This is a genomic window from Streptomyces sp. NPDC001515 (assembly GCF_053597115.1).
The window spans coordinates 48,859-71,389 of sequence record NZ_JBSFHN010000020.1 but is presented as its reverse complement, the minus strand read 5'-3'; the positions used below and the strand labels follow the sequence as shown (position 1 = coordinate 71,389).

The following is a 22,531-nucleotide window of genomic DNA, read 5'->3' as shown; positions in this document are numbered from 1 at the left end:
TGGGTGCGCGAGGGTGGCCGGGCCCGGCCACCGGGCGTCGCCGCCGTCCGGGCCCGTTGCGCCGTTACGCTCCGGTCGCGCGGGCCGCGTCGAGGCGGGCCCGTTCCTCCTCCGACAGGCGGATCGCGCCGGCCGCCACGTTCTGCGCGAGGTGCTCCGGGTCGCCGGTGCCGGGGATCGCCAGGACGTGCGGTCCCTGGTGCAGGGTCCAGGCGAGCCGGATCTGCGCCGGGGACGCGCCGTGCGCGCGGGCGATGGCCGCCACCTCCTCGGATTCGGTGGGCCCGGGACCGTCCTCGCTGCCCGGTCCGGCGATGGCGAAGAACGGCACGAAGGCGATGCCCTGGTCGCCGCAGAACCGCAGGAGTTCCCGGCTCTCGGCGTCGGCGCCGAGCCCGTACGGGTTCTGGACGCAGACGACGGGCGCCAGCGACCGGGCCTCGGCGAACTGCCCGGACGTGACGTTGGAGAGGCCGAGGTGCCTGATCAGTCCGGCGTCCCGCAGTTCGGCCAGGGCGGCGACGTGCTCACCGATCGGCGCCGCCTTCCGGCTCGGCGGTACACGGAGGTTCACCACGTCGAGGTGGTCGCGGCCGAGCTGGCGCAGGTTCTCCTCGACCTGTCCGCGCAACTGCTGCGGGGACGCCCACCACCACGCGCCCGAGGTGTCGCGGCCGGGCCAGACCTTGGTGGTGATGACCAGGTCCTCCGGGTAGGGGGCCAGGGCCCGGTTGATCAGTTCGTTCGCCGAGCGGGTCGCGGAGAAGTAGAACGCGGCGGTGTCGATGTGGTTCACCCCGAGCTCGACGGCCCGCCTGAGCACCCGTATCGACTGCTCCCGGTCGCGGGGCACTCCCTGGTCGAAGGGCTTGGTCCCGGTCAGCCGCATGGCGCCGAATCCGACACGGTTGACGGTGAGATCACCGAGGCGCCAGGTGCCGGCCGGTGAGGGGGTCGTCGTATGGGTGCTCATGGCAGGGGTGCTCCTTGTGCGTGTCGGGCGGGGCGGTAGGTCGCCCTCTCCCGGGCCGGGCCGTGGGCTCCGGGGGCGCGGAACGTCCCCCGGACACAAAAAAGCCTTCCTGGTGGCGGGATCTCCGTCAGGAAGGCTCGGGTGCTTCGGTCAGGGATTTTAGCAGGCCCGCAGCCCCGGGGGGTCCGGGGGCCGCCCGTGGGCGGCCTGGAGGCGTCGCTCCGCCTCCGGGTCCCCCGATCGCGCTTGAGGTCACGGCCGTTGCCGGGCAGGGCCCTCCGCGAGCGGATGCCAGTCCCTCTGTTCCCAAGTGTCCGGAACGCGGAGGCCGCGGGCTTCCTCGATACGGCTCCAGGCGGTGTCGGGGTCGACGCCGTCGAGGACGAGGATCGCTGCCGCGAGGAGGGACGAACGGCCGATGCCGGCCCGGCAGTGGACGACGATGTGCGCGCCCTCGTGCCATTGCCGGACGAGGGCGCGCAGGGCCGGCAGCACGGTGGCCCGATCGGGGACGGCGAGGTCGGGGACGGGCAGGGCCACGAAGCGCAGGCCGGCCGCCGCGGCAGAGCGCGGCTCGTCCGTCAGGCCCAGCTCCGCGCGTTCGGGTTCGGTGAGCGCGCAGACCAGGACGTCGGCACCGGCCTCCCTCAGCGCGGCCATCTCCGGCTCCAGCCAGTCGCCTCCCCGGGGCCGGGCCATGGTGCTGAGCCGCCCCGGGCCGGGGAGGTCGACGGTGAACAGGGTCGGACGCATGCGGGACACCGCTTTCGGGTCGGAACGGATGAGGTGGTGCGGTCTTCCGGCCTCGGCCGGTCCTCGCACGGCGGGGCGGACCCGTGTACGCGTGGGAGTCCTCCACGCCGGTCGCACGTCCCTCACCGGCCGGTCGTCGCGGCGCCGGGGCGGGCGGAACGGGCGGGGGCCCGGGGAGCGGGGCCCTGGGAGGAGCGCGCTCACCCGTGGCGGTGATAGGCCTTGTTGGCGATGCGCCAGCCGACGTCAGTATGCACCAGCAGGAACACGTCGGTGAAGGTGTCCGCCCCGTGCCACAACGTCATGCCGGCGGTGGCGACGGTCCCGTGGACGTCGACCGTGTCGATGCGGCGGGCGCGGGCCGGTTCGTCCGGTGCCGGGTGCCCCGGGAAGAGGGCGCAGTACGTGTCGAGGTCCCAGGAGACGAACGCGCCGTCGCGGATGCCCTCGATCCTGGCGGTGGGCAGGAAGGCCGCGCGGAAGTGGGCGGGGTCGCCGGTGGCGTGTCCGCGCATGTACGCGCTCAGCGGCGCACGTACCGCCGCGTCGGGAGCGGGGGACGTCGCGGCGAGCGCGATGTCGGCGTCGGGGCCCGCCTGGGTCGCGGCCAGCTCCGACGCGCTGCGCAGGGGCACATCCGTGGCCGAGGCGAGCAGAGCCATGTCCTTGGCCAGGGCGGCCGTCGTGAAGTCGGCGTGCCCCTCGGCGGGTTCGCCGAGCAGGAAGCGGCGTTTGCCCGCCACGAGAGCGCCGAGCCGGCCCGGTTCGAGGACGTCCAGGACGTCGGCGCGCGGGAGTCCGAGCGCGTCCGCCTGGCGCAGAGGATCGCGCAGGGCGAGAACGGCGCCGGCGAGCGCGCTGTTGGCCACGAGCTTGAGCGCGGCGGCCGTGGCGGCGTCGTCCACGCGGCGGACCGTGCCCAGGGCGTCGAGCACCGGACGCGCGCGGTCGAAGGCGCTCTCCCGCGCCGCCGCGAGGATCCCGAGGGTGCCGGCGAGCGCCGCCGGAACGGAGCCGAGCACCGGTGCGTGGACGTACGACGGGCCGATCAGCCCGGCCAGGGCCGATGCCTCGGCCGGGGAGACCGTGGCGGTGTTCACCACCACGGCGTCCGCCCGCAGCGAGGCGCTCGTCGCCTCGACGACCTCGGCGCAGGCCGACCCGTCGAACAGGGCCAGGACGACGACGTCCGCCGTTGCGACGGCCTCCGCCGGATCGCCGGTCGTCCGGACGGGGCTGTCCGGCCGCCCCGAGCGGGTCCAGCCGATGACGTCCCACCCCCGGGAGGCGAGGCGTGCGGCGAAGGCGGCCCCCATGCGCCCCAGTCCGAGGACGGCGACGGTGTGCGATGTGTTCATACGGGCCACCGTGCTGCACGGCGAGAGATGCGACAAGCGCAGAGTTCGCATGCCCGGTCTGCCGCAACCGCATACCAGAGTGCACACTTGAGGCATGGATCTGCTGGTGTGGCGCGCCTTTGTGACGGTGTGCCGGCTCGGCTCGCTGTCGGCGGCGGCCACGGAACTGAACCACACGCAGTCGGCCGTCTCGCGGCAGATCGCGGGGCTGGAGCGACAGCTCGGCGTGCCCCTGGTGGAGCGTCATGCGCGCGGGGTGCGGCCGACGGAGGCCGGTGAGGTGTTCCGCCGCCATGCCGTGGCCACGCTGGCCGAGGCCGACCGTGCGCTGCGTGCGGTGCGGGAGGCGCGGGACGGGGTGGCCGGCCGGCCGCTGGTGATCGGGGCGACTCCGTCGCTCGCCGCCGGCATCGTGCCCGAAGCGGTCCGGCGTCTGCTGGAGCGGTCGGGGCCGTTGCGCTGGAGCCTGCTGCCGGGGCTCAGCGCGCATCTGGTGAGCCGCGTCGTCTCCGGTGACCTCGACCTGGCGGTGGTGACCGACGCCCCTCCGGGGCTGCCCGCCGACGCGTCGTGCGACCGCCGCTACCTGGGTCTCGACGCGATGGTGGTCGTTCTGCCCGTGGGTCATCCGCGCGCGGGACGGGGCCCCGTGGAGATGCGGGTCCTGGGCGACGAGACGTGGGTGGAGGACAACGAGGGTTCGGCGGCCCTGCTGCGCCGGCACGCCGCCCGGGCGGGCGTCGACGCCCGGATCGATCTCGTCGCGGCCGATCTGCCCGGCAAGCTGGCCATGGTGGCGACCGGGCACGCCATCGCCCTGATCCCCGGAGTGCTGACGGGCGCGCTGCGGGCCGACGTCACCACCGTCGGACTCGTGGATCCGCCGACCCGGGGCGTCTACGCGGTCACTCCGCGCCGGTCCCCGCACCCCGCCTCCGCTCCCCTCGTCGGCCTGCTCGCCGAGACCTTCGCGTAGGGCCTGCGACGCGGCGCCGGACGGGGGTCGAGCGGCGGGGCGCCGGGCGGTGGGAGTGATCCGGCGGGCAGCGGACGGCGCTGCTTCCCGGACACGCCCGAGTGGGTCCGTCCGGGTGGGCCGGTCCGCTGGTCGGGGCAATGACACGTGTCGTCCACGGGCCCCCGTGGGGCGTCTGTTCAGGATGCCCGTATGAAACCCAAGCCCCAGCGCCTTGCCGCGCTGCGTTCACGCGCCCGGTCCACGGGCGTGGCCTGTGCCGTGCTCGCCGCGGTCGTGCCGGCCGTCACCCTCGGCTTCGGCGCCACGCCCGCGGCGGCCGCCCCGCTGCCCGGCGGTCTCGGCCCGTGCGTGCCCGGTGACTGTCCCGACCCGTTCCCCGGCATCAACAACGGTGACATCGCCGGCCGGGACGACGGCATCAACATCTTCGTGGGCAACGACTTCCTCGTCCGCGGCCGTGCCGCCGAGGCCGAGGGCCGCGTCGTGGTGCTCGACGACTTCGACCAGAACAAGGACGCGGACGCGGGCGCCCTGTACAACCTCGGGGTCGCGGGCGTCGGGTCCCGGGTTGCGCCGCCCAACGGCTCGGACTCCCTGGCGACGGGCGGGGACGTCACCATCGCCGCCGGACAGCGCTTGGACACGACGGGCGGTCTGCCCGACGAACAGGGCATCGTGCGGTACGCGGGCGACCAGACCGGCACGATCATCGGGACGCCGATCCAGGACCCGGACGCCGTCGCCCCGTACGCGGGCCTGCGCGACGAGCTGACCGCCGCGAGCCAGTGCTATGCCCGTCCCGACGGTTCCCTCCGCACCCCCACGGGCACCGCCGTCAACGAGGGCTTCCAGACACGGTTCACCGGCGACGGGACCTCCGCCCTCCAGGTCTTCAACGTCGACTTCGACATGACGAGCGCGACGGGCGGCCAGCAGGCGGTCCTCTTCGAGAACATCCCCGACAACGCCACGATCCTCGTGAACGTCATCGGGGCCGACCGGACGATCAACACGTCCAGCGGCGGCATCGACGACGCCACGGACCCGCTCAACGCCTACCGTGAGCGCCTCCTGTGGAACTTCCCGGACGCCACGACGGTGGACCTGGCGGGGTCCGGCCAGTTCCAGGGCAGCTTCCTGATGGGTGAGCAGTCCTCGATGACCACGGTGACGCTCCCGGGCGTGAACGGCCGCTTCTTCACCACCGGTTCGGTGACGCACACGAGCCCCGAAGGCGGGGGCGGTGGCCAGGAGTTCCACGCGTACCCGTTCAACGGCGACCTTCCGGACTGCGGCGGACCGCAGCCGGTGACGGGTCAGGTCAGCGTCCGGAAGACGGACGCCGTCACGGGCAACCCGCTCGCGGGCGCCGACTTCGAACTCTGGCGCGAGACCAACGACGTCCCCGGCCTCCAGACCACCGGGACCGACCCCGACACCCACGTCAGCGACTGCACCACCCCGGCCGACGGCGTCTGCTCCGAGACCACCACGGCGGGCACGTACTACTGGCGCGAGACCGCGGCCCCCGACGGCTACGACCTCCCCGACCCCAACGTCTTCGGCCCCCTCGTCCTCACCGACGACAACGCCGACGAGGGCGTCCGGGCCGAGGCCGCCAACATCCCGAGCGACGTCCCCCCGGTGACCGGTGACGTCAGCGTCCTCAAGACGGACGTGGAGAGCGGTGACCCGCTCGCGGGCGCCGACTTCGAACTCTGGCGCGAGACCAACGGCGTGGACGGCCTCCAGACCACCGGGGTCAACCCCGACACCCACGTCAGCGACTGCACCACCCCGGCCGACGGCGTCTGCTCCGAAACCACCACGGCGGGCACGTACTACTGGCGCGAGACCGCGGCCCCCGACGGCTACGACCTCCCCGACCCCAACGTCTTCGGCCCCCTCGTCCTCACCGACGACAACGCCGAGGACGGCGTCCGCGTCGAGGCCGCCAACGCGAAGACCCCGGTGCCGCGCACCACCGGTCTGGTGAGTGTGCTGAAGAAGGACGCGGACACGGGTGCCCCGCTCGCCGGTGCCGACTTCGAGCTGTGGCACGAGACGAACGGGGTGGACGGGCTCCAGACCACCGGCATCAACCCCGACACCCGGGTCACCGACTGCACGACGCCCGCCTCGGGCATCTGCTCGCAGACCACCGTTCTGGGCACGTACTACTGGCGCGAGACCGCGGCCCCCGACGGCTACGACCTCCCCGACCCGAACGTCTTCGGCCCCCTCGTCCTCACCGAGGAGAACTCGGAGGACGGCGTCCGCGTCGAGGCCGCCAACACGCAGACCCCGGTGCCGCCGGTGAAGGGGTCGATCACGCTGGACAAGACGGACTCGAAGAACGGGGAGCCGCTGCCCGGAGCCGTCTTCGAGCTGTGGCGCGAGACGAACGACATGCCCGGTCTGCAGACCGGGGGAACGAACCCGGACACGCTCGCCGACGCCGGCTGCTCGACCGACGACGACGGGGTGTGCACCTTCGACAACCTGCCGCTCGGTGAGTACTACCTGCGCGAGATCGCCGTTCCGGAGGGCTACGTCCTGCCGGCCGACCCGGTCTCGGGTCCGTTCGAGGTGACGGAGGCGAACAGCTCCGAGGGCGTGCACGTCGAGCTGTCCAACAAGCGCGGCGAGCCGTGCAAGGGCAAGTCCTGCAAGGACCGCTCCCACCAGGGGGCACATGCCTGATCCGGTCACCCGCCCGGCCGTTCATCGATGGGCGGCCGGGTGGGCGCACTGATTGGCTGGCGGCATACGTTTCCCGATCCGCCAGGAGGTCAGGCAGTGCGTCCCAACAGCCTCATCAGTGCCGTGGTCGCCACAGCGGCCACGGCACTGCTGTGTTCGGCGGTCCCCTCGGCGGCCTCCTCCGCGCGCGAGGCCGCGTGCACGGCGCCCGCCGGCCCGTACCAGCGGCAGATGGAGAAGCACCTCGGGCTGCCCGTGGACGGGCGCCAGTCCGCCGCCGACTGCCGGGCGATCCGCGCCTTCCAGACCGCGCACGACCGCCCGCACGCGGACGGACTCGCCGATCTCGGCACGTACCGCACCATGCTCGTGGTGGAGGCCACCCCGAATCCGAACGCGGCGGGGCACTGCCCGGTGGAGTCCTCGCGGGTGACGTGTGTCGACATGGACCGGCAGTTGCTGTGGGTGCAGAAGGGCAAGAAGGTCGTCTTCGGACCGGTACCCACCCGTACCGGCCGCGACGCGCAGGAGACGCGGCCCGGCCGCCACACGATCTACTGGCGGGATCGCGACCACGTCTCCACGATCTACGACAACGCGCCCATGCCGTACTCGCAGTTCTTCGACGGCGGACAGGCGCTGCACGGGCACCCGGGCGATCTGTACGACGGCGGCGGCTCCGCCGGGTGCGTCAATCTCACCGTGGCCGACGCGGCGAAGCTGTGGGATCTGCTGGCGCTGGACGATGTCGTCTACGTGTGGGGGGTGAAGCCCGGGACCGGCGGCTGAGCCGGAGTCCGGGACGACGAACGGCTCCGCGGGCCGGGCGGGGTGACGCCCGGTCGCGGAGCCGTCGGCCTGCCCGCCGTCAGAGGTCGAGCTGCCGCTGGTGTGTCGTGTGCGTGGTGCGGTAACCGAGGTCGTCGTTGATCCGCCGCATGTGCGCGTTGTCGGCGGCGGTGTCGGTCAGGAGGCCGTCGATGCCCTCGTGGCGGCTGCGGACCAGGCGGATCGACTCGGCCTTCATCCACCGTCCGAGGTCGTGTCCGCGGTGCTCGGGCAGCACGCCGGTGCCGTAGTGCTGCCCGTCTCCCGTTCCGTTCCCGGGGACCACGACTTCGGTGAACCCCGCGATCGAGCCGTCGGAGCCGTCGACCGCGACGACCGTGTACAGGTGGTCGCCGCGCTCCGCGACGGCCTTCGCGACGGCCCGGACCCGGTCCACGTCCCAGCTCAGCGGCGTGTGGTCGACGTCGCCCATGGGCATGTCGTCCATGGCGCGGCGCGATGTGGCGAACGTCTCGGCGAGGGCGTCGGGGACGGTCCCCCGCCAGGACGTCAGCCGGTAGCCGGGGTGGGGCTGCTCGATGATGCCGGTGAGGGCGGCCGTGTCCGCGTCGGACAGGGGCAATCGGGCGAACCTCAGGGTCAGGACGGTCCGGAAGCCGTGCACCGCCAGGAAGGCGTCACCGGGCGATCCGGTCTCGGCCTGGGCCACGACGCGGCGGGCGTGGTCACGGGCGCGGGACAGGGCGCTGTCGAGGAGCCGGGAGCCGACGCCCTTGCGCCGCTCCGCCGGGTGGACGCGCAGGTCGAGTTCGGCCGGGTGGTCCTGTCCGGAGCCGGTGAACAGCCGGAGGAAGGCCGATCCGACGGGGACGGCGTCCGCGTCCGAGGCCAGCCAGGCGAGGCGCCGGCTGTGCGAGGTGTCGGCGGGGTCGGTCAGTGGGGTGATGCGCAGGGACAAGGTGTCTCCGTCGTGAGGAGGGGGCAAGGGTCGGGACGCGGGTCCGGCTCCTGGGCACTCCTGCGCATGTGCTCCACACCTCCTTGTCGGGAACGCCGGCCCGCAGCACGGGGACGGCCGGGTGAACCTAGCTCTCGTCCCCACCCCCACGCAACGGATTTACCGGGCCGGGCGTCCGCAGAACGGTGTCCAGGAGGCGGGTCAGTTCACCGACCCGTCCGCCGCCGTCGGGGGCCGCCGGGAACCGGGTGAGGACATCGACGACGTGCGGGGTGGCGTGCTGTGCCAGACGCCGGAGGTGGCGCGGGCCGACGCTCCGGTCGTCGCCGGCGAGGAGTTCGGCCGTCCGCGCCGCGTGGGCACCTGCTCCGAGGATGTGCTTGACCTGGGTCGCTCTGGCCAGCGGATGGAGGTACGCGGCGGCGGCCGCGGACATGGCCGCCCAGGCCGCCTGGCGTCCCGGCTCGGTCTCCGCGCTCGCGGCCGCCTTGAGGGCCGCCGACGCGGTGTCCCTCAGGGCCTTTCCGCGTGCGCCGCCGTTCGCGAACTCATCGGCGGCGGCGAGGGCGTCCCGGGGCCGCGTGTCTCCCGGCCGGTCGTTCTCGAAGGCGCGCAGCGCCTCGTGCGCGCACGAGGCGGCGAACGCGGTCACGGCACGCAGGTCCTGTGTACTGAGGGCGATCCGGTCACCGTCGTCGGTCATCCGGTCATCTTCCCCGACGGGCTGACCCGGGGGTGCGGCGGGGCCCCGCCCCCGCCGGATCCCGGCGACGGATGCCGCGCGCCCATCCGCCTGCCGCGAAAGCGGGTTGAGCCGCGGCCGGGTGTCCACGAGAGTCGTCCGCATGGAGTTCATCTGCTATCACCGCGACCGGCCCGGTTCCCTGCCCCTGCGCCGTGCGCTGACCGAGGAGCACTGGTCCTACATGGACCGGTACGCGAAGGAACTGGTCGCCCGGGGCCCGGCCTTCGACGCCGACCGCGAGGTGCCCGTCGGCAGCGTGCACATCGTCGACCTGCCGGACCCCGCCGCCGCCCGGACCTTCGCCTTCGACGAACCCACCTATCAGGCCGGCGTCTACCGCGACGTGCTGCTGCGCCGGTGGCGCAATCTGCTGGGCCGCACGATGTGGGAGTTTCCCGGGGGCACGGAGGGCGACGACCGCTACTTCGTCCTCGGCCTCGGACAGGGCGAGGCGGTGGACCTCGATGTGCCGGAGAACCGGGACGACCTGATCGCGTACGGACCGCTGCTGTCCGACGACGGCGCCACCTGGCTCGGCACGGCGGTCCTGCTCAGGGCCTCGGGCCCCGAGGCGGCGCGGGCCGTCCTGACACCGGGCGCGTACGCGGCCGTCGAGGTGCGTCCGTGGGAGTGCGGCGGACGGCGTTAGCGACGGGGGCGGGCGGGGCCGGGCAGGTCGGTGCCCGGCCCCTGAGGGAGGGGGGTTCACGGACCGTCACGGGGTGGGGGTCCGCGGTCTTCCCTCCGGTCGCTGGGGGCGGTCAGCGCCGGTGGTGGCGGTGGCCCCGGCCCCAGGACTCGGTGTCGACGGTCCGGCCCCGGCTGTCGCGCAGGGTGGCGGTGTCGGCGTAGTTGTCCCAGACGGAGTCGCGGCGGTCCTGGTAGAGGTCGGTGAGGGTGCCTGTTCTGCACGTTTCTTCGTACCTGCGGACCCATTCCGCGTATGCCACCGATTTCGGGCGGCGGGGCGCGGGTCAGCGCGTGGGCGGGGTGAACTCGGGCTGGTCCAGAAGACGGAGCCAACTGCCGTCCGGCTGGCGGCGGACGACCTGGGCCCGCGCGCCCGAACCATCCTTGGGCGGGGTCGAGGTGAGTGCGATGTCGCCGCTGATCAGGGTCGGCAACGGCTGCTCCTGCGCGAAGCGGGGCCGGTTCGCGAGCACCTTCTCCCACAGGGCGCGGATCGCCTCGCGTCCCTCCGTCCTGCCGCCCGGCGGATAGGCCATCACCGCGCCCTCCTCGTAGAGTGCGGCCACCCCCTCCGCGTCGCCGGCGTTGGACCGCTCGACGAAGAGGCGGGTGATGTCCTCGGGGCGCATGGCCTTCTCGTACGCGGTCATGTCCATCTCCTTGAGTGGGCCGCATCGGGTTCCGCGATGCGTGTGCGCCGTGCGGCGCATGTGAACCGTGCGGCGCGGGCTGGTGTCCGTCCCAGCGTGCGCGGAGCCCGATGAGAAGTCCAACAGATGGTTATTGTGCGAGCTAGAATTTTCCCTCATGGAACTGAGGCAGCTGGAGTACTTCGTCGCGGTCGCCGAGGAGCGCAACTTCACCCGGGCCGCCGCGCGCGTGCACATCAGCCAGTCCGGGGTCAGCGCGCAGATCCGGCAACTGGAGCGGGAGTTGGGCGCCGAGCTGTTCGACCGCTCGGCGCGGACCGTCACCCTCACCGTCGCGGGGAAGGCCGCGCTCGCTCACGCCCGCGCGGCGCTCGCCGAGGCGGGGGCGGTCGGCCAGGCGGTGGGCGAGGTGACCGGTCTGGTCCGGGGGCGGCTCACCGTGGGCATGGTCGTCGGCTGCACCGTGACGCCGTTGTTCGACGCCCTCGCCGCGTTCCACCGGGCGCACCCCGGGGTGGAGATCTCGCTGCTGGAAGACGCCTCGGAACACCTCGTCGAAGGCGTGCGCACCGGGGCCCTGGACCTGGCCCTCGTCGGGGCGGCGGGCGCGCCGCCCGAGGGGCTGGAGGCGCTCACGCTCATCAGCGAGCGGCTGGTCGCGGCGGTCCCGGCCGGACACACGCTGCTGTCGGGCCAGGGGCTCACCCTGAGCGAACTGATCACCCATCCGATCGTGTGCATGCCACCCGGAACCGGGCTGCGCACGGTGCTCGACCATGCCTGCGCGGCGCGGCGGCTCACGCCGGCGGTCGCCCTGGAGGCGGGCGCGGCGGACGCGATCGCGGCTCTGGCCGCGCGGGGGCTGGCCGTCGCCGTCCTCAGCGAGTCGATGGCCGCCGCCTACCGGGGCACCCTCGTCGCCCGCGTCATCGACGACGTGGACACGCCCGCCCTGCTCGCCCTCGTATGGAAGGGGACGCGGGGCCCCGGCATGCGCGAGCTGCTGGCGCACTGCCGACGCGCCTTCGCGCCGACCGCCGGCTGAGGGCGGTCCGGCGCCCTCAGTCGAGGCAGAACTCGTTGCCCTCGATGTCCTGCATCGCCAGGCACGACTCGTTCTCCTCGTCCGCCTCCAGCAGATACAGGCGCTTGGCGCCCAGCTCCGTCAGGCGTGCGCACTCCGCTTCCAGCGCCGCCACCCGCTCCGCCCCGACGAGGCCGGTCCCGACCCGGACGTCGACGTGCACGCGGTTCTTGACCACCTTGCCCTCGGGCACCCGCTGGAAGTACAGCCGGGGCCCCACCCCCGTCGGATCCATGCACGCGAACCCCGCGTCCCGCCGCTCCGGCGGCAGCGTGCTCTCGTACGCGTCCCAGCTCTCGAAACCGTCCGGGGGCGGCGGAGCGACGTACCCGAGCACCTCGCACCAGAAACCGGCCACACGCCGGGGCTCCGCGCAGTCGAAGGTGATTTGCACTTTCTTGATCGTCGCCATCGGACCACCATAGCCGGGCACGCCGGCGCGGCCCTCCGGAGGGGATGGCGATGCGCCCGGCACCGGCATCTTCCCCCACCACCCCCGGACTTGACCCTGACCCGTACGTCAGGGGTTAGCGTCGCCGCACGTCGTGGCCGGTGGCGGGTCGTGCTGTCGGTCCGGGTGGGGACAGGAGATTCTCATGGGTACATCGCTGCCGCGTGTCACGCGGGAGGTCCGGCTCGTTTCGGCGCCGGAAGGGTTGCCGACGGCGGAGCACCTCCGGGTGGTGGAGGCGCCGTTGGCGGAGGCCGGGGACGGTCGGGTGGTGGTCAGGAACCGGTTCTTCCTGGTGTTTCCGGGGCTGCGGACGCTGATGGGGACGGAGCACGACGGGGTTCCGCTGCCGCCGCTGCGGGAGGGCGACACGCTGTTCGGTCCGGCGGTGGGTGAGGTGGTGGCGGCGCCGGACGGTGCTGCGGTGGGGGTCGGGGACCTGGTGACGCATCTGCGCGGGTGGCGGGAGTACGCGGTGCTGCCGGCCGGTGAATGCGTGGTGCTGGGTGGGGAGTTGCCGGATCCCGTGGCGCATCTGGCTCAGGGGTCGTCGGGCTACGGGGCGTTGACGCGGCTGGCGGGCGTGCGGGAGGGCGATGCGGTCTTCGTGACGGGGGCGGCGGGGGCGGTGGCGTCGCTGGCGGGGCAGGTGGCCCGGCTGCTGGGGGCGGGAAGGGTGATCGGGAGTACGGGCTCAGCGTGGAAGGCGGAGCGGCTCGTGTCCGAGCTGGGGTACGACGCCGTGGTGGTGCGCGGTGCGGGTCCGATCGCGGACCAGCTGGCCGTCGCGGCGCCGGAGGGGATCGATGTGCTGGTGGACACCGTGGCGGGCGAGCAGCTGGCCGCGGCGGTCGGGGCGGCGCGGCAGGGGGCGCGGTTCGCACTGGTGGGGGCGTTGTCGGGGCAGTTGTCGGCGCGGCGCGGCGGGGGCAGCGCCCCGGTGGAGCTGGACGCCTACCGTCTGGTCGTCAAGGGCATCTCGCTGCGCGGCTACAGCGGCGCGGACCATCCCGACGTCGAGGAGGAGTGGGTCGGCCGTTTCGGCGACTGGCTGCGTTCCGGGCGGATCACCTTCGCGCACAGCCGGATCCCGGGCATCGATCGCGCTCCCGGAGCGTTGCAGGAACTGATCGAGGGCCGTCACTTCGGTGCCGTGGTCGTGGAGGTGTGACCCGGCCCGGCTCCGGAGGCGGCGGACGGTACGCCGGGTGACGGGGACGGGAGTGGGAGCGGTGCGGATCGGTGAGGCGGCGGCTGCGGCCGGAACGACGGCCAGGGCCCTGCGGTTCTACGAGCAGCGGGGGTTGCTGCCCCCTCCCGAGCGGACGGCGTCCGGCCAGCGGGAGTACGGCCCCGACGAGGTGGCGCGGGTCCGGGTGATCCGCGACCTGCTGAGCCTGGGGCTCACGGTCGAGGATCTGCGCGGCTGCGCCGACCGTCTGCACCTCGTGACCGAGGACGCGTCGCCCGGGTGCGGATCCGCCGGAGCGGGCGGCGCCCCCTCCGGCGTCGTCGGCCGCAGACTCGCGGCCCTCGACTCCGAGATCGGCAGGCTCGTCGCACTCCGCGAGAACCTGGCGCGCCGGGCCGCAGGGCGCTGACCCGGCAGCGACCGGCCGGCGCGGACAACGGCCGGGCTCGGGCAGGGGACTTGACGTCGGCGGTGGCGGGGCTCGCGCAGAAGCGCGGCGCGGACGGCTGAGCCCCGGCGGGGGCCGGGCGGGCCGGCCAGGCCCTCCGCCCGGCGGGCCCGGCCCGCCGCCCCCCGAGTTCCCCGCCGGTTCACCGTGCCGTCCCGTCCGGTTGTCCCCGCGCTGCTGCACTGGCCGCGGCGGCCACGTTCGCACGAGCCTCCGGGTCCGTACGGAGCCGCCGCCGCCCACGATCAAGCTTGACGTGCACACGTCTTGACTCGAGGTCATGCGCGCGGCGACCTTTACTGAGCCGATCTTTCCCCGGGGAGACATATGAACAGCACGGTTCTCGGCGCGGCCACGACGCTCGCCCTGCTGGCCGTGGTGGGAGCCGCGCCGGCCCCCGACGCCTCCACGCCTCGCACGGCCCCCTCGGCCGGCCTGCCGCTCGGTGCCCCCGGGCTGACCGAGACGCGCACGACCCGGACCCTGCAGCCGGGCGTCACGCTCACCCGGATCGTGCGGGGTGCCGAGGCCGCCGCGCTCGCGTGGACCGTCGAACTGTCCATCCCCGGCGGGGCCTCCTCCCCGGACCCGGACGCGCCTCCGTCGGCGCTCAAGGACCGGGCCAGCGCCGACGAACTGGCGGCCGGAGTCCGGGCCCGCGGCTTCGACGCCCGCGTGGAGGACGTGCGGACGCCGGCCGTCGCGGACTTCGCCGGGGGTTCGCTGGGCTGGCGGGTCCGGGTCGGCTCGTACGCTTCGCAGGCCGCGGCGGCCACCGGGCTGGCCGCGCTGCGCAAGGCGGGGTTCGCCGGGTCCGCGGTGTACACCGGCTGGGACGGCGAGACCACGGACCGGGGGCCCTGGCGCGTGGACGTGCTGACCATCGATCCCCGGCGCTTCCGGGGAGGGCTCACCGCGTCCTACGGGCCGGATCTGGAGAAGCGCGAGACGACCAGCGCCCTGGCGACCGCCTCGGGCGCCACCGCCGGGGTCAACGCCGGGTTCTTCGTCCTCGACCCGAAGGCGGGCGCGCCCGGCGATCCGGCCGGAGCCGGTGTGTACGGCGGACGGCTGCTCAGCGAACCGGTCGGCGCGCGGCCCGCCCTCGTCGTGCGGGAGGACGGCCGTGCCACCGCCGTCACGCGGTTCACCTGGACGGGCCGGATCACCGCGCGGGGCTCCTCCCTGGTCCTGGACGGCGTCGACCGCGTCCCCGGGCTCATCAGGAACTGCGGCGGCACGGCGGACGACAGCCCGACCTCGCTCCCCCGGCACGACGTGACCTGCACGGACGACGACGAACTCATCGCCTTCACCCCGGAGTACGGGCAGCGGACCCCGGCCGGCGAGGGACTGGAGGCCGTCCGGGACGCGCGCGGCCGGGTCGTGGAGCTGCGCTCGCCGCGCGGCGGGACGCTGCCGGCCGGCGGCTCCTCCGTCCAGGCGACCGGGGACCGGGTAGCCGCTCTCGCGGCCCTGGCCCGGACCGGCCGGCCGCTACGCGTCGACACGGCGCTGCGCGACGACCGGGGCCGAAAGGTCGCCCTCTCCCCCGCGACCGGCATCGTCAACGGCGGCCCCGAACTGGTCCGCGACGGCCGTACGCACATCACGGCGGCGGCCGACGGCATGGTGCAGCCGGACAACCCCAGCTTCTACTACGGCTGGGTGCACAAGCGGAACCCGCGCACCCTCGCCGGGGTGGACGCCGCCGGCCGGACCGTCCTGGTCACCGCCGACGGGCGCGCCACGAACGCGCTCGGGCTGAGCATCCCCGAGGCGGCGGCCGTCGCCCGCTCCCTCGGGCTCCGCGACGCCGTCAACCTCGACGGGGGCGGGTCCACCTCCCTGGTCGTCGGCGGCGAGGTGCTCAACGCCCCCTCCGACGCGGCCGGTGAACGGCCCGTGGGCGACGCCCTGTTGATCCTGCCGGCCCGCAGGGGAACGGACCCTCGGTGAGGTGACCGGACCCGGCCGGAGTGTCCCGGTCCCGGCCGTCGGCCGCGACCTTCCCACCACCAGGAGACGACGATGACCGCGATCCCCGTCCGCAGAACACCTCTCGTGCTCGTCGTGGCCGCACTGCTGCTGACACTGGTGTCGGCGCCGCCGCTGACGGCCCGTGCCTCGGCCGCCCCGCCCGGCGCGGGGGCGGGGGTGGAGGCCGGTGCCTCCCGGGGCGCCGAGGTCACCGCGGTCACCCGGGTCGCCGACCGGCAGGTCGATCTCTCGGTCCGTTCGGCCGCGCTCGGCGGGCGGACGGTCAAGGTACGGCTGCTGACACCCGACGGCTGGGCGCCCGGCGAGCGGAGCCGGCGCTGGCCGACACTGTGGCTGCTGCACGGCTGCTGCGGTGACTACACCTCGTGGACGGCTCAGACGGACGTGGCCCGGACGGAGAGTCTGCGCGACGTCCTGGTGGTGATGCCGGAGGCCGGCTGGAACGGCTGGTACAGCGACTGGTGGAACTACGGCGAGGGCGCCGCCCCGGCCTGGGAGACCTTCCACACGAAGGAACTGCGTTCCCTGCTGGAGCACGGCTGGGGCGCGAGCACCAACCGCGTCGTCGCCGGACTGTCCATGGGCGGTCAGGGCGCCCTGCTGTACGCGGCCCGGCACCCGGGCATGTTCAAGGCCGCCGCGGCGTACTCCGGTTCGGTGCATCCGCTGCTCGACGACGAGTCGGTCGGCCGCATCATGGGCTTCTTCGCCGGGCAGGGCAACGACCCGCTGAGGGTGTGGGGCGACCCGGTGGCGCAGCGCGCGGTGTGGGAGGCCCACGACCCGTACCACCTGGCGCGGCGGCTCACGACCCTGCCCGTCTATCTGTCGTGCGGTGACGGCAGTGCCGGTCCGTTCGACCCGCCGGGCAGCACCAACGCGCTGGAGGCGGACTTCGACCGGCAGAACCAGGCCCTCGCGGACGAGCTCCACCGCCTCGGCGCCAAGCGGCTGACCACGAACTTCTACGGTCCGGGCACCCACGGATGGAAGTACTGGCAGCGCGAGCTGCACGCCTCGCTGCCGATGCTGCTCCACGCCCTGCGCGCCGACCGCTGACACGGACGTCCGGTCCCCGGCGTCCTCGCGGACGCCGGGGACCGGACGCGTGTGCGGGGAGGAGCGGGGTCAGGAGGCGACGAAGCGCGCGATCTGGCCGAGGACCACGGTGTCGGCGAGGTAGCCGAGGTGGGTCTGGCAGAGCACGTTGTTGTTCGTCGCGCCGCTGAGCTTGGTGCTGGTGTACGGGAGGATGATGCCGTCGCACGCCGAGTACCAGGTGGCGTACTTGGTGTCGCCGGGCGTCTCGTCGCCCGAGGAGATCTGGGAGATGAACGAGGACCCGGGGTACATCTGCTGGCACGTCGTGTAGATCAGGCAGGCGCCGGCGAACGTGGTGCCGTGGTTGGCGCCCGCGATGGAGGCGAGGTGGCTGACGCTCGTGTTGCCGCCGAGGACCTTCAGGTAGTACTGGCTGACGAGGCCGCCCATCGAGTGGTTGACGATGGCGACCTTGCTCGCCCCGGTGCGCGCCTTCACGTTGTTCACGAAGGCGGCCAGGCCCTGCGCGTTGGTGATGTTGTTGCCGTAGGAGTCGTACTCGTACGCGAAGAGGTTGGAGCTGGACCAGCCGTTGAGACGGAAGACGCTCATGGCGGTCACCCAGTTCGACGCGCTGCCCGTGTAGCCGTGCACGAACACGACCGGGGTGCTGGTCGACAGCGGCTGCACGGCGGCCGCGGTCGCCGTGGTGGGGGTCTGGGCGGGGGCCGCGCCGGCCGCGGAGGCCGAGGAGAACAGAGTGAAGGCGACCGTGACGGCGGCGAGGGCGCCGAGAAGCCGGCGTGGTGAACGACGACGCATGGGGGACTCCTGAGGGGGATGGGTGCGGACGGATGCCCGCCCGGTCCAGAGTCGGGGTGCCGGGCGCCGGCGCCATCGGTGAAATCACCGGCCTTCGGTCGCGGGGCGGGAATAGCGGCGGGCGGACGCTGTTGATCACAGCATGACTTCTGAGACGCACAAGGATTTCGGCCGGATCGGCATCTGGAGCGGCGCCCTGCGTCCGTCGCGGACGGACGACGCGGGGAGGGCGGCCATCGCCGAAGCCGTGGCCGAGCTGGACGAGTTGGGCTACGGAACGGTGTGGCTCGGCAGCAGTCCCTCGCCCGAGGACGCGGCCGAGGTGGTGACCGCGACCCGCAGGATCACGGTGGCCACGGGCATCCTGAGCATCTGGAACCACGGCGCGGCCGAGGTCGCGGCACGGATCGCCGCGCTGGCGCCTGCCGACCGGGAGCGGTTCGTCCTCGGCCTCGGCGTCAGCCACGGTCCGCTGGTGCCGCAGTACGCGAAGCCGTACAGCGCGATGGTGGCGTACCTCGACGAGCTGGACGCGGCGGCCGGTCCGGTCGGGCCCGGCCGCCGGGTGCTGGCGGCGCTCGGTCCCCGGATGCTGAGGCTGGCGGCCGACCGGGCGCTCGGCGCGCATCCGTATCTGGTGACCGCCGAGCACACGGCGGAGGCCCGCGCCGCGCTCGGCCCCGACGCCCTGCTGGCCCCCGAGCTGACCGTCGTGCTCGGCACCGACCTGGACCGGGCCCGCGCGACCGCGCGCGGCATTCTGAGCCGCTATCTGCAACTCCCCAACTACACCGACAACTTGCTGCGCCTCGGCTTCGGCGTGGACGACTTCGACGGCGGGGGCAGCAGGCGGCTGCTGGACGCCCTCTTCGCGCTGGGCGACGCCGAGCGGGTGAAGGAGCGGGCCGGGGAGTACGCCGAGGCGGGGGCCGACCATGTGGCGCTCCAGGTGTACACGGCCGGGGACGACGGCTCCCCGCTGCCGCGTGCCGCCTGGCGCGAGCTGGCCGATGCCTTCGGCGACGAGCTGTAGCGCCCGCGGACGAACCGACGGGCGGGCCCCGGAGGTTCGGGACCCCGGGCCCGCCCACCGTGCCCGGAAAGGCTAGGACGTGCGCAGCAGCGCGCAGACGAGGTCCTCCTCGACGGCCCGGAGCCGCTCGAGCAGCGCGGGCTTGTTCGTCTTGTTGATCTGGGTGGTGACGGAGAGAGTCAGGGACCGTGCGCCGTCGGGCGTGGCGGCGATCAGCTGGGTGTAGCCGGGGAAGTTGCCGGTGTGGCCGTGGACGACACCGCAGCGGGTGCCGTAGCGGAAGAGGGCCAGTCCGGCCCGGTTGGTGCCGGGTCCCGCGGGCTCGGAAGAGCCGTCCACCCAGGTGCGCTGCGAGCGGCGGGTCCGGGCGGAGAGCAGGGTGCCGCCGGCGTAACCGCGGACGAAGGCCGTCATGTCCTCGGGGGTCGAGACGATGCCGCCCGAGGCCCAGACGCCCGAGGCGCTCAGCACCTCGCTGACGTCCTCGGGCCGCGCGGGCGGGGCCCCGACGTCGTAGCCGTGCATGAAGGGGGCCGGCATCGTGTAGCCCTGCGGCAGGGTGGTGTCGCGCAGGCCGAGCGGGCGGTACACGAGCCGGGACAGCAGGTCCTCGTAGCGCCGGCCCGTCGCCGCCTCCGCCATGAGCGCCACGGCGATGTTGTCCGAGTTGGAGTACGCGTACCGGGAGCCCGGCCGGAAGAGCGGCGGCCGGTCGGCGACGTAGTCGAGGAGCCGGCGGGAGTCGAAGTGCCGGCGCGGGTCCGCGGTGACCAGTGCGAGGAACTCCGCGTCCTGGGAGTAGTCGGGAAGCCCGCTGGTGTGGTGGAGGAGCTGGCGCAGGGTGACTGGGTGCCAGGTGCGCGGCAGCCGGGGAAGGACCCGGCCGATGGTGTCGTCGAGACGCAGGCTCCCCCGGTCGACGAGGCCGAGGGCGACGGCGCCGCTGTACGCCTTCGCGGTGCTGGCGATCCGCATGTGGTCGGTGGTCCGGACCGGGCGGCCGGTGCGGATCTCGGCCGTGCCGGCCCGGTGCACCTCGGTGCGGTCGCCCCGTCGCAGGACGGCGATGGCTCCGGGCGGGCCGCCGGGCGCCGTGGTCAGCTCGCGCAGTCGTCGGTCGAGTGCGTCGGGGCGGCCGTGGTCCGTCTCGGCTGCCGCGCCGGTGGGGGCGAGCAGCGGAGCGGTCAGGCAGGCGGCGGCCAGCAGGGCGACCAGGGGGCGGCGGACGCGGGGCGGGACGGTGGGCGGCACGGGCGGGCTCCTGGGGGCGTGGACGCGGTGGGGCGTCCAGCTTCGCTCCGTGTCCGGTCGGCGGCGCGGGACCGTGCTCCATCCGGCCGAGGCGCGGACGGAGCACGGCGAGGGAACCGCCGTGCCGGGCGGCCCGGCACGGGAGGGGCCGTGCCGGGCGGCCGGGTGGCGAGGTGCTGTGCCGGGCCGGTGAGGGCGGGGCCGCGTCGGCTCCGCCCTCACCGGTTCCAGAAGGCTCTTCCGTCAGCCGCTGTTGCGGACCGTTCCGGATGCCTTCACGTCCGCGCCCGTGCCGTCCGCCGGGGTGGCGGTCAGCTTCCAGGTGTAGTTGCCGGACGGCGCCGCCGCGCCCGCGTCCGTGGTCCCGTCCCAGGCGACCCGGACCGTGCCGGGGGTGTTCTCCCCGGTCCAGGTGCGCACGACCGTCCCGGTCGACTGCTCGGTGAGCGTGAGACGCCAGGAGGCGGCCGGCTTGGAGAGCCACCAGGCGGCGGCCCACTCGCCGGTCCAGGCGGGCGGCGCCTCGGTGCGCGCGACGCGCAGGGCGGAGACCGCCTGCTGCGGCGCCGTGATGTGCACGGTGTCGTCGGCACCGACCGTGACGAGCTTGCCCGCGGCCTCGTCGAGGGTCCAGGTGGTGCCGCGTCCGTCGCCGCTCGCGGGCTCCTTCACGTCGGCCACGGTGCCCAGGTCGGCGGTGGTGCCGTCGGTCTGGAGCGCGGTGAGGCGGATGCCGGTGCCCGCCTCGTGCCGGGCGAGGAAGTGGTCACCGAGCAGGACGCCGGACGCCGGGGCGTCGTACGTCCGCCCGGTCGCCAGATCGCGGACGCCCGCGGCGTTCTTCGCACCGCACGCCCAGTACAGCAGGGTTCCGCTGAGCTGGAGTTCGTCGGGGACGCAGGCGGTTCCCAGGGCGGTGGTGCGCGTGACGGTGCCGGTGAGCAGGTTGATGGTGTTCACCGTGCCCGGCTTGTTCGGTGCCGCCTTGAGCAGGCGCTTCTGGTCGAGCACGGAGGCCATGGCGGGCTGTTCGCGGACGATGAGGTCGCGGACGGTGTCCACGACGTACTGGCGGCCGGCCGCTTCGTACAGGACGAAGTCCGGTGCCGTGTCGACGATGCGGCCGTCCGTGCCGGGCAGGGTGAACCGGTCCGCCGGGTGCTCGGGGTCGTCACCCGTCACGAGGACGTCGGCGCCGGTGTCGGCATCGGCCACGAGACGGGCGAACCCCTCGTCGTTGCCGTCGGCGAAGCGGCCCGCGGCCAGGCCCGGGAAGGCGGGCAGCGGTTCACCCTCGACGGGGTCGAGTGCCGTGCCGATGTTCCTGCCGTGGAGCGTACGGGTGCCCTGGAGGGCGTTGGCGTAGCGCAGGCGGCCCCGGTCCAGGCTCAGCGCCTCGATCGCGCCGTCCGCGGTCTTGACCTTGGGCACCTCGCGCAGGGGCAGCCCGAAGACGCCGCCCACGCTGGTCCAGCTCAGCAGGCGGATCGCCCGGTCGCCGTCCGGCTTCCTGCCGAGCGCGAACAGGGTCGACTCGTCGGAGGCCTGGAAGATCTGCTCGATGTCGTCCAGCGGGGTGGGTTGGGCGGCGGATCCGTCGAGGGGGCTGAACCACAGCGGCCCGTCGTCCTCGCGCCAGGCGACGCTCTGCCGCACCACGTACGTCGTGACCTCGCTGTCGGGCGACGTGGTGGGCAGCGGGAAGATCCGGGGCGCCGCGCTGCTGCCGCGCTGCATGATGCGCACACCGGGCTGACCCGAGCGGGAGTACCAGCTGATGGTGGCCTGGGTGATCCGGACGTTGGTGGCGTCGGCCTCGACGGGCAGCGGGGCGACCGTGCCGTTGTAGGCCGTGAGGACGCCGTACTTGGGTGTGCCGCCGGCGTCGCGGTAGCGGATCAGGAGCTGGTTGTCCCAGCCGCTCAGCACCTCGGGCACGGCTCCCGTCGTGGCGCCGGCGGGCAGTTGCACGACCGGGTCCGGATACGGGGAGCCGACACCGCGCACGACGCGCAACTGGTACGTGCCGTCGCCCTGGTCGACGGTGGCCAACGGCCAGCCGCTGACGATCCGCAGGTTGAGGTAGTGGGCCGGGACCACGACGACGCTGGAGTTGCGGGGGTCCTCGACGCCGGTTCTCACGATGTCCGTGCCGCCGTCCTCGCGCGGGCGGAGGTACGAGACCCGGTTGAACCCGTCGTGGTCGCGGACGATCGCGTCCTCCGCCACACCGTCGAGGGCGGTGACACGGGTGGTGGTGCTGTTGTAGGTGTTGGTCCACAGGTAGGCGTCGCCCTCGCGGTAGAGGACGCCGTTCATGCCGGTGGCCAGCAGCTTCGCCGAGCCCTCCGCGTACGCGTCGGGCGCGGGTATCGCGACGTCGGCGGCCTCGGCGGCGTGGGCCGTGGCCGGCAGGACGGTCGTCAGGCCCGCGGCGAGCACGGCGGCGACGGCCGCGGCGGTGGCCGTGGTGCGCGTGCGCCGGGTGCGGTGTGTCGTGCGCAGGTGATGGGACACCTGACCCCCCTCTTGGTATCCGCACACATGTGCGTGATGCGGTGATCGCGGCCAAAGATACCCAGCTGTGCGGGAGTTGTGGCGGGGTTGTGT

At 73.9% G+C, this 22,531-nt stretch carries 21 protein-coding genes; 10 read left to right on the top strand and 11 right to left on the bottom strand.

Translation table 11 applies throughout. The features are described from left to right. Positions 1–64: 64 nt before the first annotated feature. The 3 genes from ACWCXC_RS21815 to ACWCXC_RS21805 form a co-directional block, all read right to left on the bottom strand. A complete protein-coding gene (locus ACWCXC_RS21815) occupies positions 65–973 on the bottom strand; it encodes an aldo/keto reductase (RefSeq protein WP_450890281.1) in 909 nt (302 codons plus the stop codon). A gap of 252 nt (positions 974–1,225) precedes the next feature. Further along, positions 1,226–1,726 carry a protein-tyrosine phosphatase family protein gene (locus ACWCXC_RS21810; protein ID WP_450890280.1) on the bottom strand — a complete coding sequence of 167 codons (501 nt, stop codon included), beginning with the start codon at positions 1,724–1,726 and terminating at the stop codon, positions 1,226–1,228. Positions 1,727–1,926: 200 nt separating this feature from the next. After that, positions 1,927–3,084: a nuclear transport factor 2 family protein gene (locus tag ACWCXC_RS21805; protein ID WP_450890279.1), complete on the bottom strand. Its 1,158-nt coding sequence runs from the start codon at positions 3,082–3,084 to the stop codon at positions 1,927–1,929. Positions 3,085–3,178: 94 nt separating this feature from the next. Between ACWCXC_RS21805 and ACWCXC_RS21800 the strand changes: the two genes are divergently transcribed. The 3 genes from ACWCXC_RS21800 (at position 3,179) to ACWCXC_RS21790 (ending at position 7,555) form a co-directional block, all read left to right on the top strand. Next, on the top strand, positions 3,179–4,060 hold the full coding sequence (locus ACWCXC_RS21800; protein WP_450890278.1) for a LysR family transcriptional regulator: 882 nt from the start codon (positions 3,179–3,181) through the stop codon (positions 4,058–4,060). 192 nt (positions 4,061–4,252) lie between these two features. Beyond that, complete coding sequence (locus tag ACWCXC_RS21795; RefSeq protein ID WP_450890277.1) at positions 4,253–6,766, top strand: SpaA isopeptide-forming pilin-related protein; 2,514 nt, start codon at positions 4,253–4,255, stop codon at positions 6,764–6,766. Between the two features lie 96 nt (positions 6,767–6,862). Continuing rightward, a complete protein-coding gene (locus tag ACWCXC_RS21790; protein ID WP_450890276.1) occupies positions 6,863–7,555 on the top strand; it encodes a L,D-transpeptidase in 693 nt (230 codons plus the stop codon). A 79-nt stretch (positions 7,556–7,634) separates the two neighbouring features. On the opposite strand, the gene ACWCXC_RS21785 is transcribed toward ACWCXC_RS21790, so the two are convergent. Beyond that, positions 7,635–8,513 carry a GNAT family N-acetyltransferase gene (locus tag ACWCXC_RS21785; protein WP_450890275.1) on the bottom strand — a complete coding sequence of 293 codons (879 nt, stop codon included), beginning with the start codon at positions 8,511–8,513 and terminating at the stop codon, positions 7,635–7,637. A gap of 127 nt (positions 8,514–8,640) precedes the next feature. Next, on the bottom strand, positions 8,641–9,216 hold the full coding sequence (locus ACWCXC_RS21780; protein ID WP_450686164.1) for a putative immunity protein: 576 nt from the start codon (positions 9,214–9,216) through the stop codon (positions 8,641–8,643). A 142-nt stretch (positions 9,217–9,358) separates the two neighbouring features. Here ACWCXC_RS21780 and ACWCXC_RS21775 point away from each other — a divergent pair, with 142 nt between their 5' ends. Next, on the top strand, positions 9,359–9,907 hold the full coding sequence (locus ACWCXC_RS21775; RefSeq protein ID WP_450686165.1) for a YciI family protein: 549 nt from the start codon (positions 9,359–9,361) through the stop codon (positions 9,905–9,907). A 112-nt stretch (positions 9,908–10,019) separates the two neighbouring features. On the opposite strand, the gene ACWCXC_RS21770 is transcribed toward ACWCXC_RS21775, so the two are convergent. Both ACWCXC_RS21770 and ACWCXC_RS21765 read right to left on the bottom strand, forming a co-directional pair. After that, a complete protein-coding gene (locus ACWCXC_RS21770; RefSeq protein ID WP_450890274.1) occupies positions 10,020–10,208 on the bottom strand; it encodes a hypothetical protein in 189 nt (62 codons plus the stop codon). 24 nt (positions 10,209–10,232) lie between these two features. Next, on the bottom strand, positions 10,233–10,598 hold the full coding sequence (locus ACWCXC_RS21765) for a YybH family protein (protein WP_450686167.1): 366 nt from the start codon (positions 10,596–10,598) through the stop codon (positions 10,233–10,235). Between the two features lie 157 nt (positions 10,599–10,755). On the opposite strand from ACWCXC_RS21765, the gene ACWCXC_RS21760 reads away from it, so the two are divergent. Next, complete coding sequence (locus tag ACWCXC_RS21760; protein WP_450890273.1) at positions 10,756–11,643, top strand: LysR family transcriptional regulator; 888 nt, start codon at positions 10,756–10,758, stop codon at positions 11,641–11,643. A 16-nt stretch (positions 11,644–11,659) separates the two neighbouring features. Here the strand turns inward: ACWCXC_RS21760 and ACWCXC_RS21755 are convergent, their stop codons facing one another. Beyond that, a complete protein-coding gene (locus ACWCXC_RS21755) occupies positions 11,660–12,094 on the bottom strand; it encodes a VOC family protein (protein ID WP_450890272.1) in 435 nt (144 codons plus the stop codon). Positions 12,095–12,278: 184 nt separating this feature from the next. Here ACWCXC_RS21755 and ACWCXC_RS21750 point away from each other — a divergent pair, with 184 nt between their 5' ends. The 4 genes from ACWCXC_RS21750 (at position 12,279) to ACWCXC_RS21735 (ending at position 16,833) form a co-directional block, all read left to right on the top strand. Then, positions 12,279–13,304, top strand: a complete 1,026-nt coding sequence (locus tag ACWCXC_RS21750; RefSeq protein ID WP_450890271.1) for an MDR family NADP-dependent oxidoreductase — start codon at positions 12,279–12,281, stop codon at positions 13,302–13,304. Between the two features lie 61 nt (positions 13,305–13,365). After that, the gene (locus ACWCXC_RS21745; protein WP_450890335.1) at positions 13,366–13,734 is read left to right on the top strand and encodes a MerR family transcriptional regulator; all 369 of its coding nucleotides are present in this window, start codon (positions 13,366–13,368) and stop codon (positions 13,732–13,734) included. A gap of 366 nt (positions 13,735–14,100) precedes the next feature. After that, the gene (locus ACWCXC_RS21740; protein ID WP_450890270.1) at positions 14,101–15,732 is read left to right on the top strand and encodes a phosphodiester glycosidase family protein; all 1,632 of its coding nucleotides are present in this window, start codon (positions 14,101–14,103) and stop codon (positions 15,730–15,732) included. A gap of 72 nt (positions 15,733–15,804) precedes the next feature. Next, positions 15,805–16,833: an alpha/beta hydrolase gene (locus ACWCXC_RS21735; protein WP_450890269.1), complete on the top strand. Its 1,029-nt coding sequence runs from the start codon at positions 15,805–15,807 to the stop codon at positions 16,831–16,833. Between the two features lie 69 nt (positions 16,834–16,902). Here the strand turns inward: ACWCXC_RS21735 and ACWCXC_RS21730 are convergent, their stop codons facing one another. Then, entirely contained in the window at positions 16,903–17,637 is a 735-nt protein-coding gene (locus tag ACWCXC_RS21730) for an esterase/lipase family protein (protein ID WP_450890268.1), read from the bottom strand. A gap of 142 nt (positions 17,638–17,779) precedes the next feature. Between ACWCXC_RS21730 and ACWCXC_RS21725 the strand changes: the two genes are divergently transcribed. Beyond that, entirely contained in the window at positions 17,780–18,670 is an 891-nt protein-coding gene (locus ACWCXC_RS21725; protein WP_450890267.1) for a TIGR03620 family F420-dependent LLM class oxidoreductase, read from the top strand. 72 nt (positions 18,671–18,742) lie between these two features. Here the strand turns inward: ACWCXC_RS21725 and ACWCXC_RS21720 are convergent, their stop codons facing one another. Continuing rightward, the gene (locus ACWCXC_RS21720) at positions 18,743–19,921 is read right to left on the bottom strand and encodes a serine hydrolase domain-containing protein (protein WP_450890266.1); all 1,179 of its coding nucleotides are present in this window, start codon (positions 19,919–19,921) and stop codon (positions 18,743–18,745) included. A gap of 243 nt (positions 19,922–20,164) precedes the next feature. After that, complete coding sequence (locus ACWCXC_RS21715) at positions 20,165–22,438, bottom strand: FlgD immunoglobulin-like domain containing protein (protein ID WP_450890265.1); 2,274 nt, start codon at positions 22,436–22,438, stop codon at positions 20,165–20,167. Positions 22,439–22,531 lie beyond the last annotated feature (93 nt).

Excerpts from the sequence above, each read along its gene's own strand:
- ACWCXC_RS21725 (WP_450890267.1), top strand. The coding sequence starts at position 17,780 with ATGACTTCTGAGACGCACAAGGATTTCGGCCGGATCGGCATCTGGAGC.
- ACWCXC_RS21805 (WP_450890279.1), bottom strand. The coding sequence starts at position 3,084 with ATGAACACATCGCACACCGTCGCCGTCCTCGGACTGGGGCGCATGGGG.
- ACWCXC_RS21750 (WP_450890271.1), top strand. The coding sequence starts at position 12,279 with ATGGGTACATCGCTGCCGCGTGTCACGCGGGAGGTCCGGCTCGTTTCG.
- ACWCXC_RS21735 (WP_450890269.1), top strand. The coding sequence starts at position 15,805 with ATGACCGCGATCCCCGTCCGCAGAACACCTCTCGTGCTCGTCGTGGCC.
- ACWCXC_RS21755 (WP_450890272.1), bottom strand. The coding sequence starts at position 12,094 with ATGGCGACGATCAAGAAAGTGCAAATCACCTTCGACTGCGCGGAGCCC.
- ACWCXC_RS21775 (WP_450686165.1), top strand. The coding sequence starts at position 9,359 with ATGGAGTTCATCTGCTATCACCGCGACCGGCCCGGTTCCCTGCCCCTG.
- ACWCXC_RS21740 (WP_450890270.1), top strand. The coding sequence starts at position 14,101 with ATGAACAGCACGGTTCTCGGCGCGGCCACGACGCTCGCCCTGCTGGCC.
- ACWCXC_RS21795 (WP_450890277.1), top strand. The coding sequence starts at position 4,253 with ATGAAACCCAAGCCCCAGCGCCTTGCCGCGCTGCGTTCACGCGCCCGG.
- ACWCXC_RS21765 (WP_450686167.1), bottom strand. The coding sequence starts at position 10,598 with ATGACCGCGTACGAGAAGGCCATGCGCCCCGAGGACATCACCCGCCTC.
- ACWCXC_RS21760 (WP_450890273.1), top strand. The coding sequence starts at position 10,756 with ATGGAACTGAGGCAGCTGGAGTACTTCGTCGCGGTCGCCGAGGAGCGC.
- ACWCXC_RS21730 (WP_450890268.1), bottom strand. The coding sequence starts at position 17,637 with ATGCGTCGTCGTTCACCACGCCGGCTTCTCGGCGCCCTCGCCGCCGTC.
- ACWCXC_RS21810 (WP_450890280.1), bottom strand. The coding sequence starts at position 1,726 with ATGCGTCCGACCCTGTTCACCGTCGACCTCCCCGGCCCGGGGCGGCTC.
- ACWCXC_RS21800 (WP_450890278.1), top strand. The coding sequence starts at position 3,179 with ATGGATCTGCTGGTGTGGCGCGCCTTTGTGACGGTGTGCCGGCTCGGC.
- ACWCXC_RS21780 (WP_450686164.1), bottom strand. The coding sequence starts at position 9,216 with ATGACCGACGACGGTGACCGGATCGCCCTCAGTACACAGGACCTGCGT.
- ACWCXC_RS21815 (WP_450890281.1), bottom strand. The coding sequence starts at position 973 with ATGAGCACCCATACGACGACCCCCTCACCGGCCGGCACCTGGCGCCTC.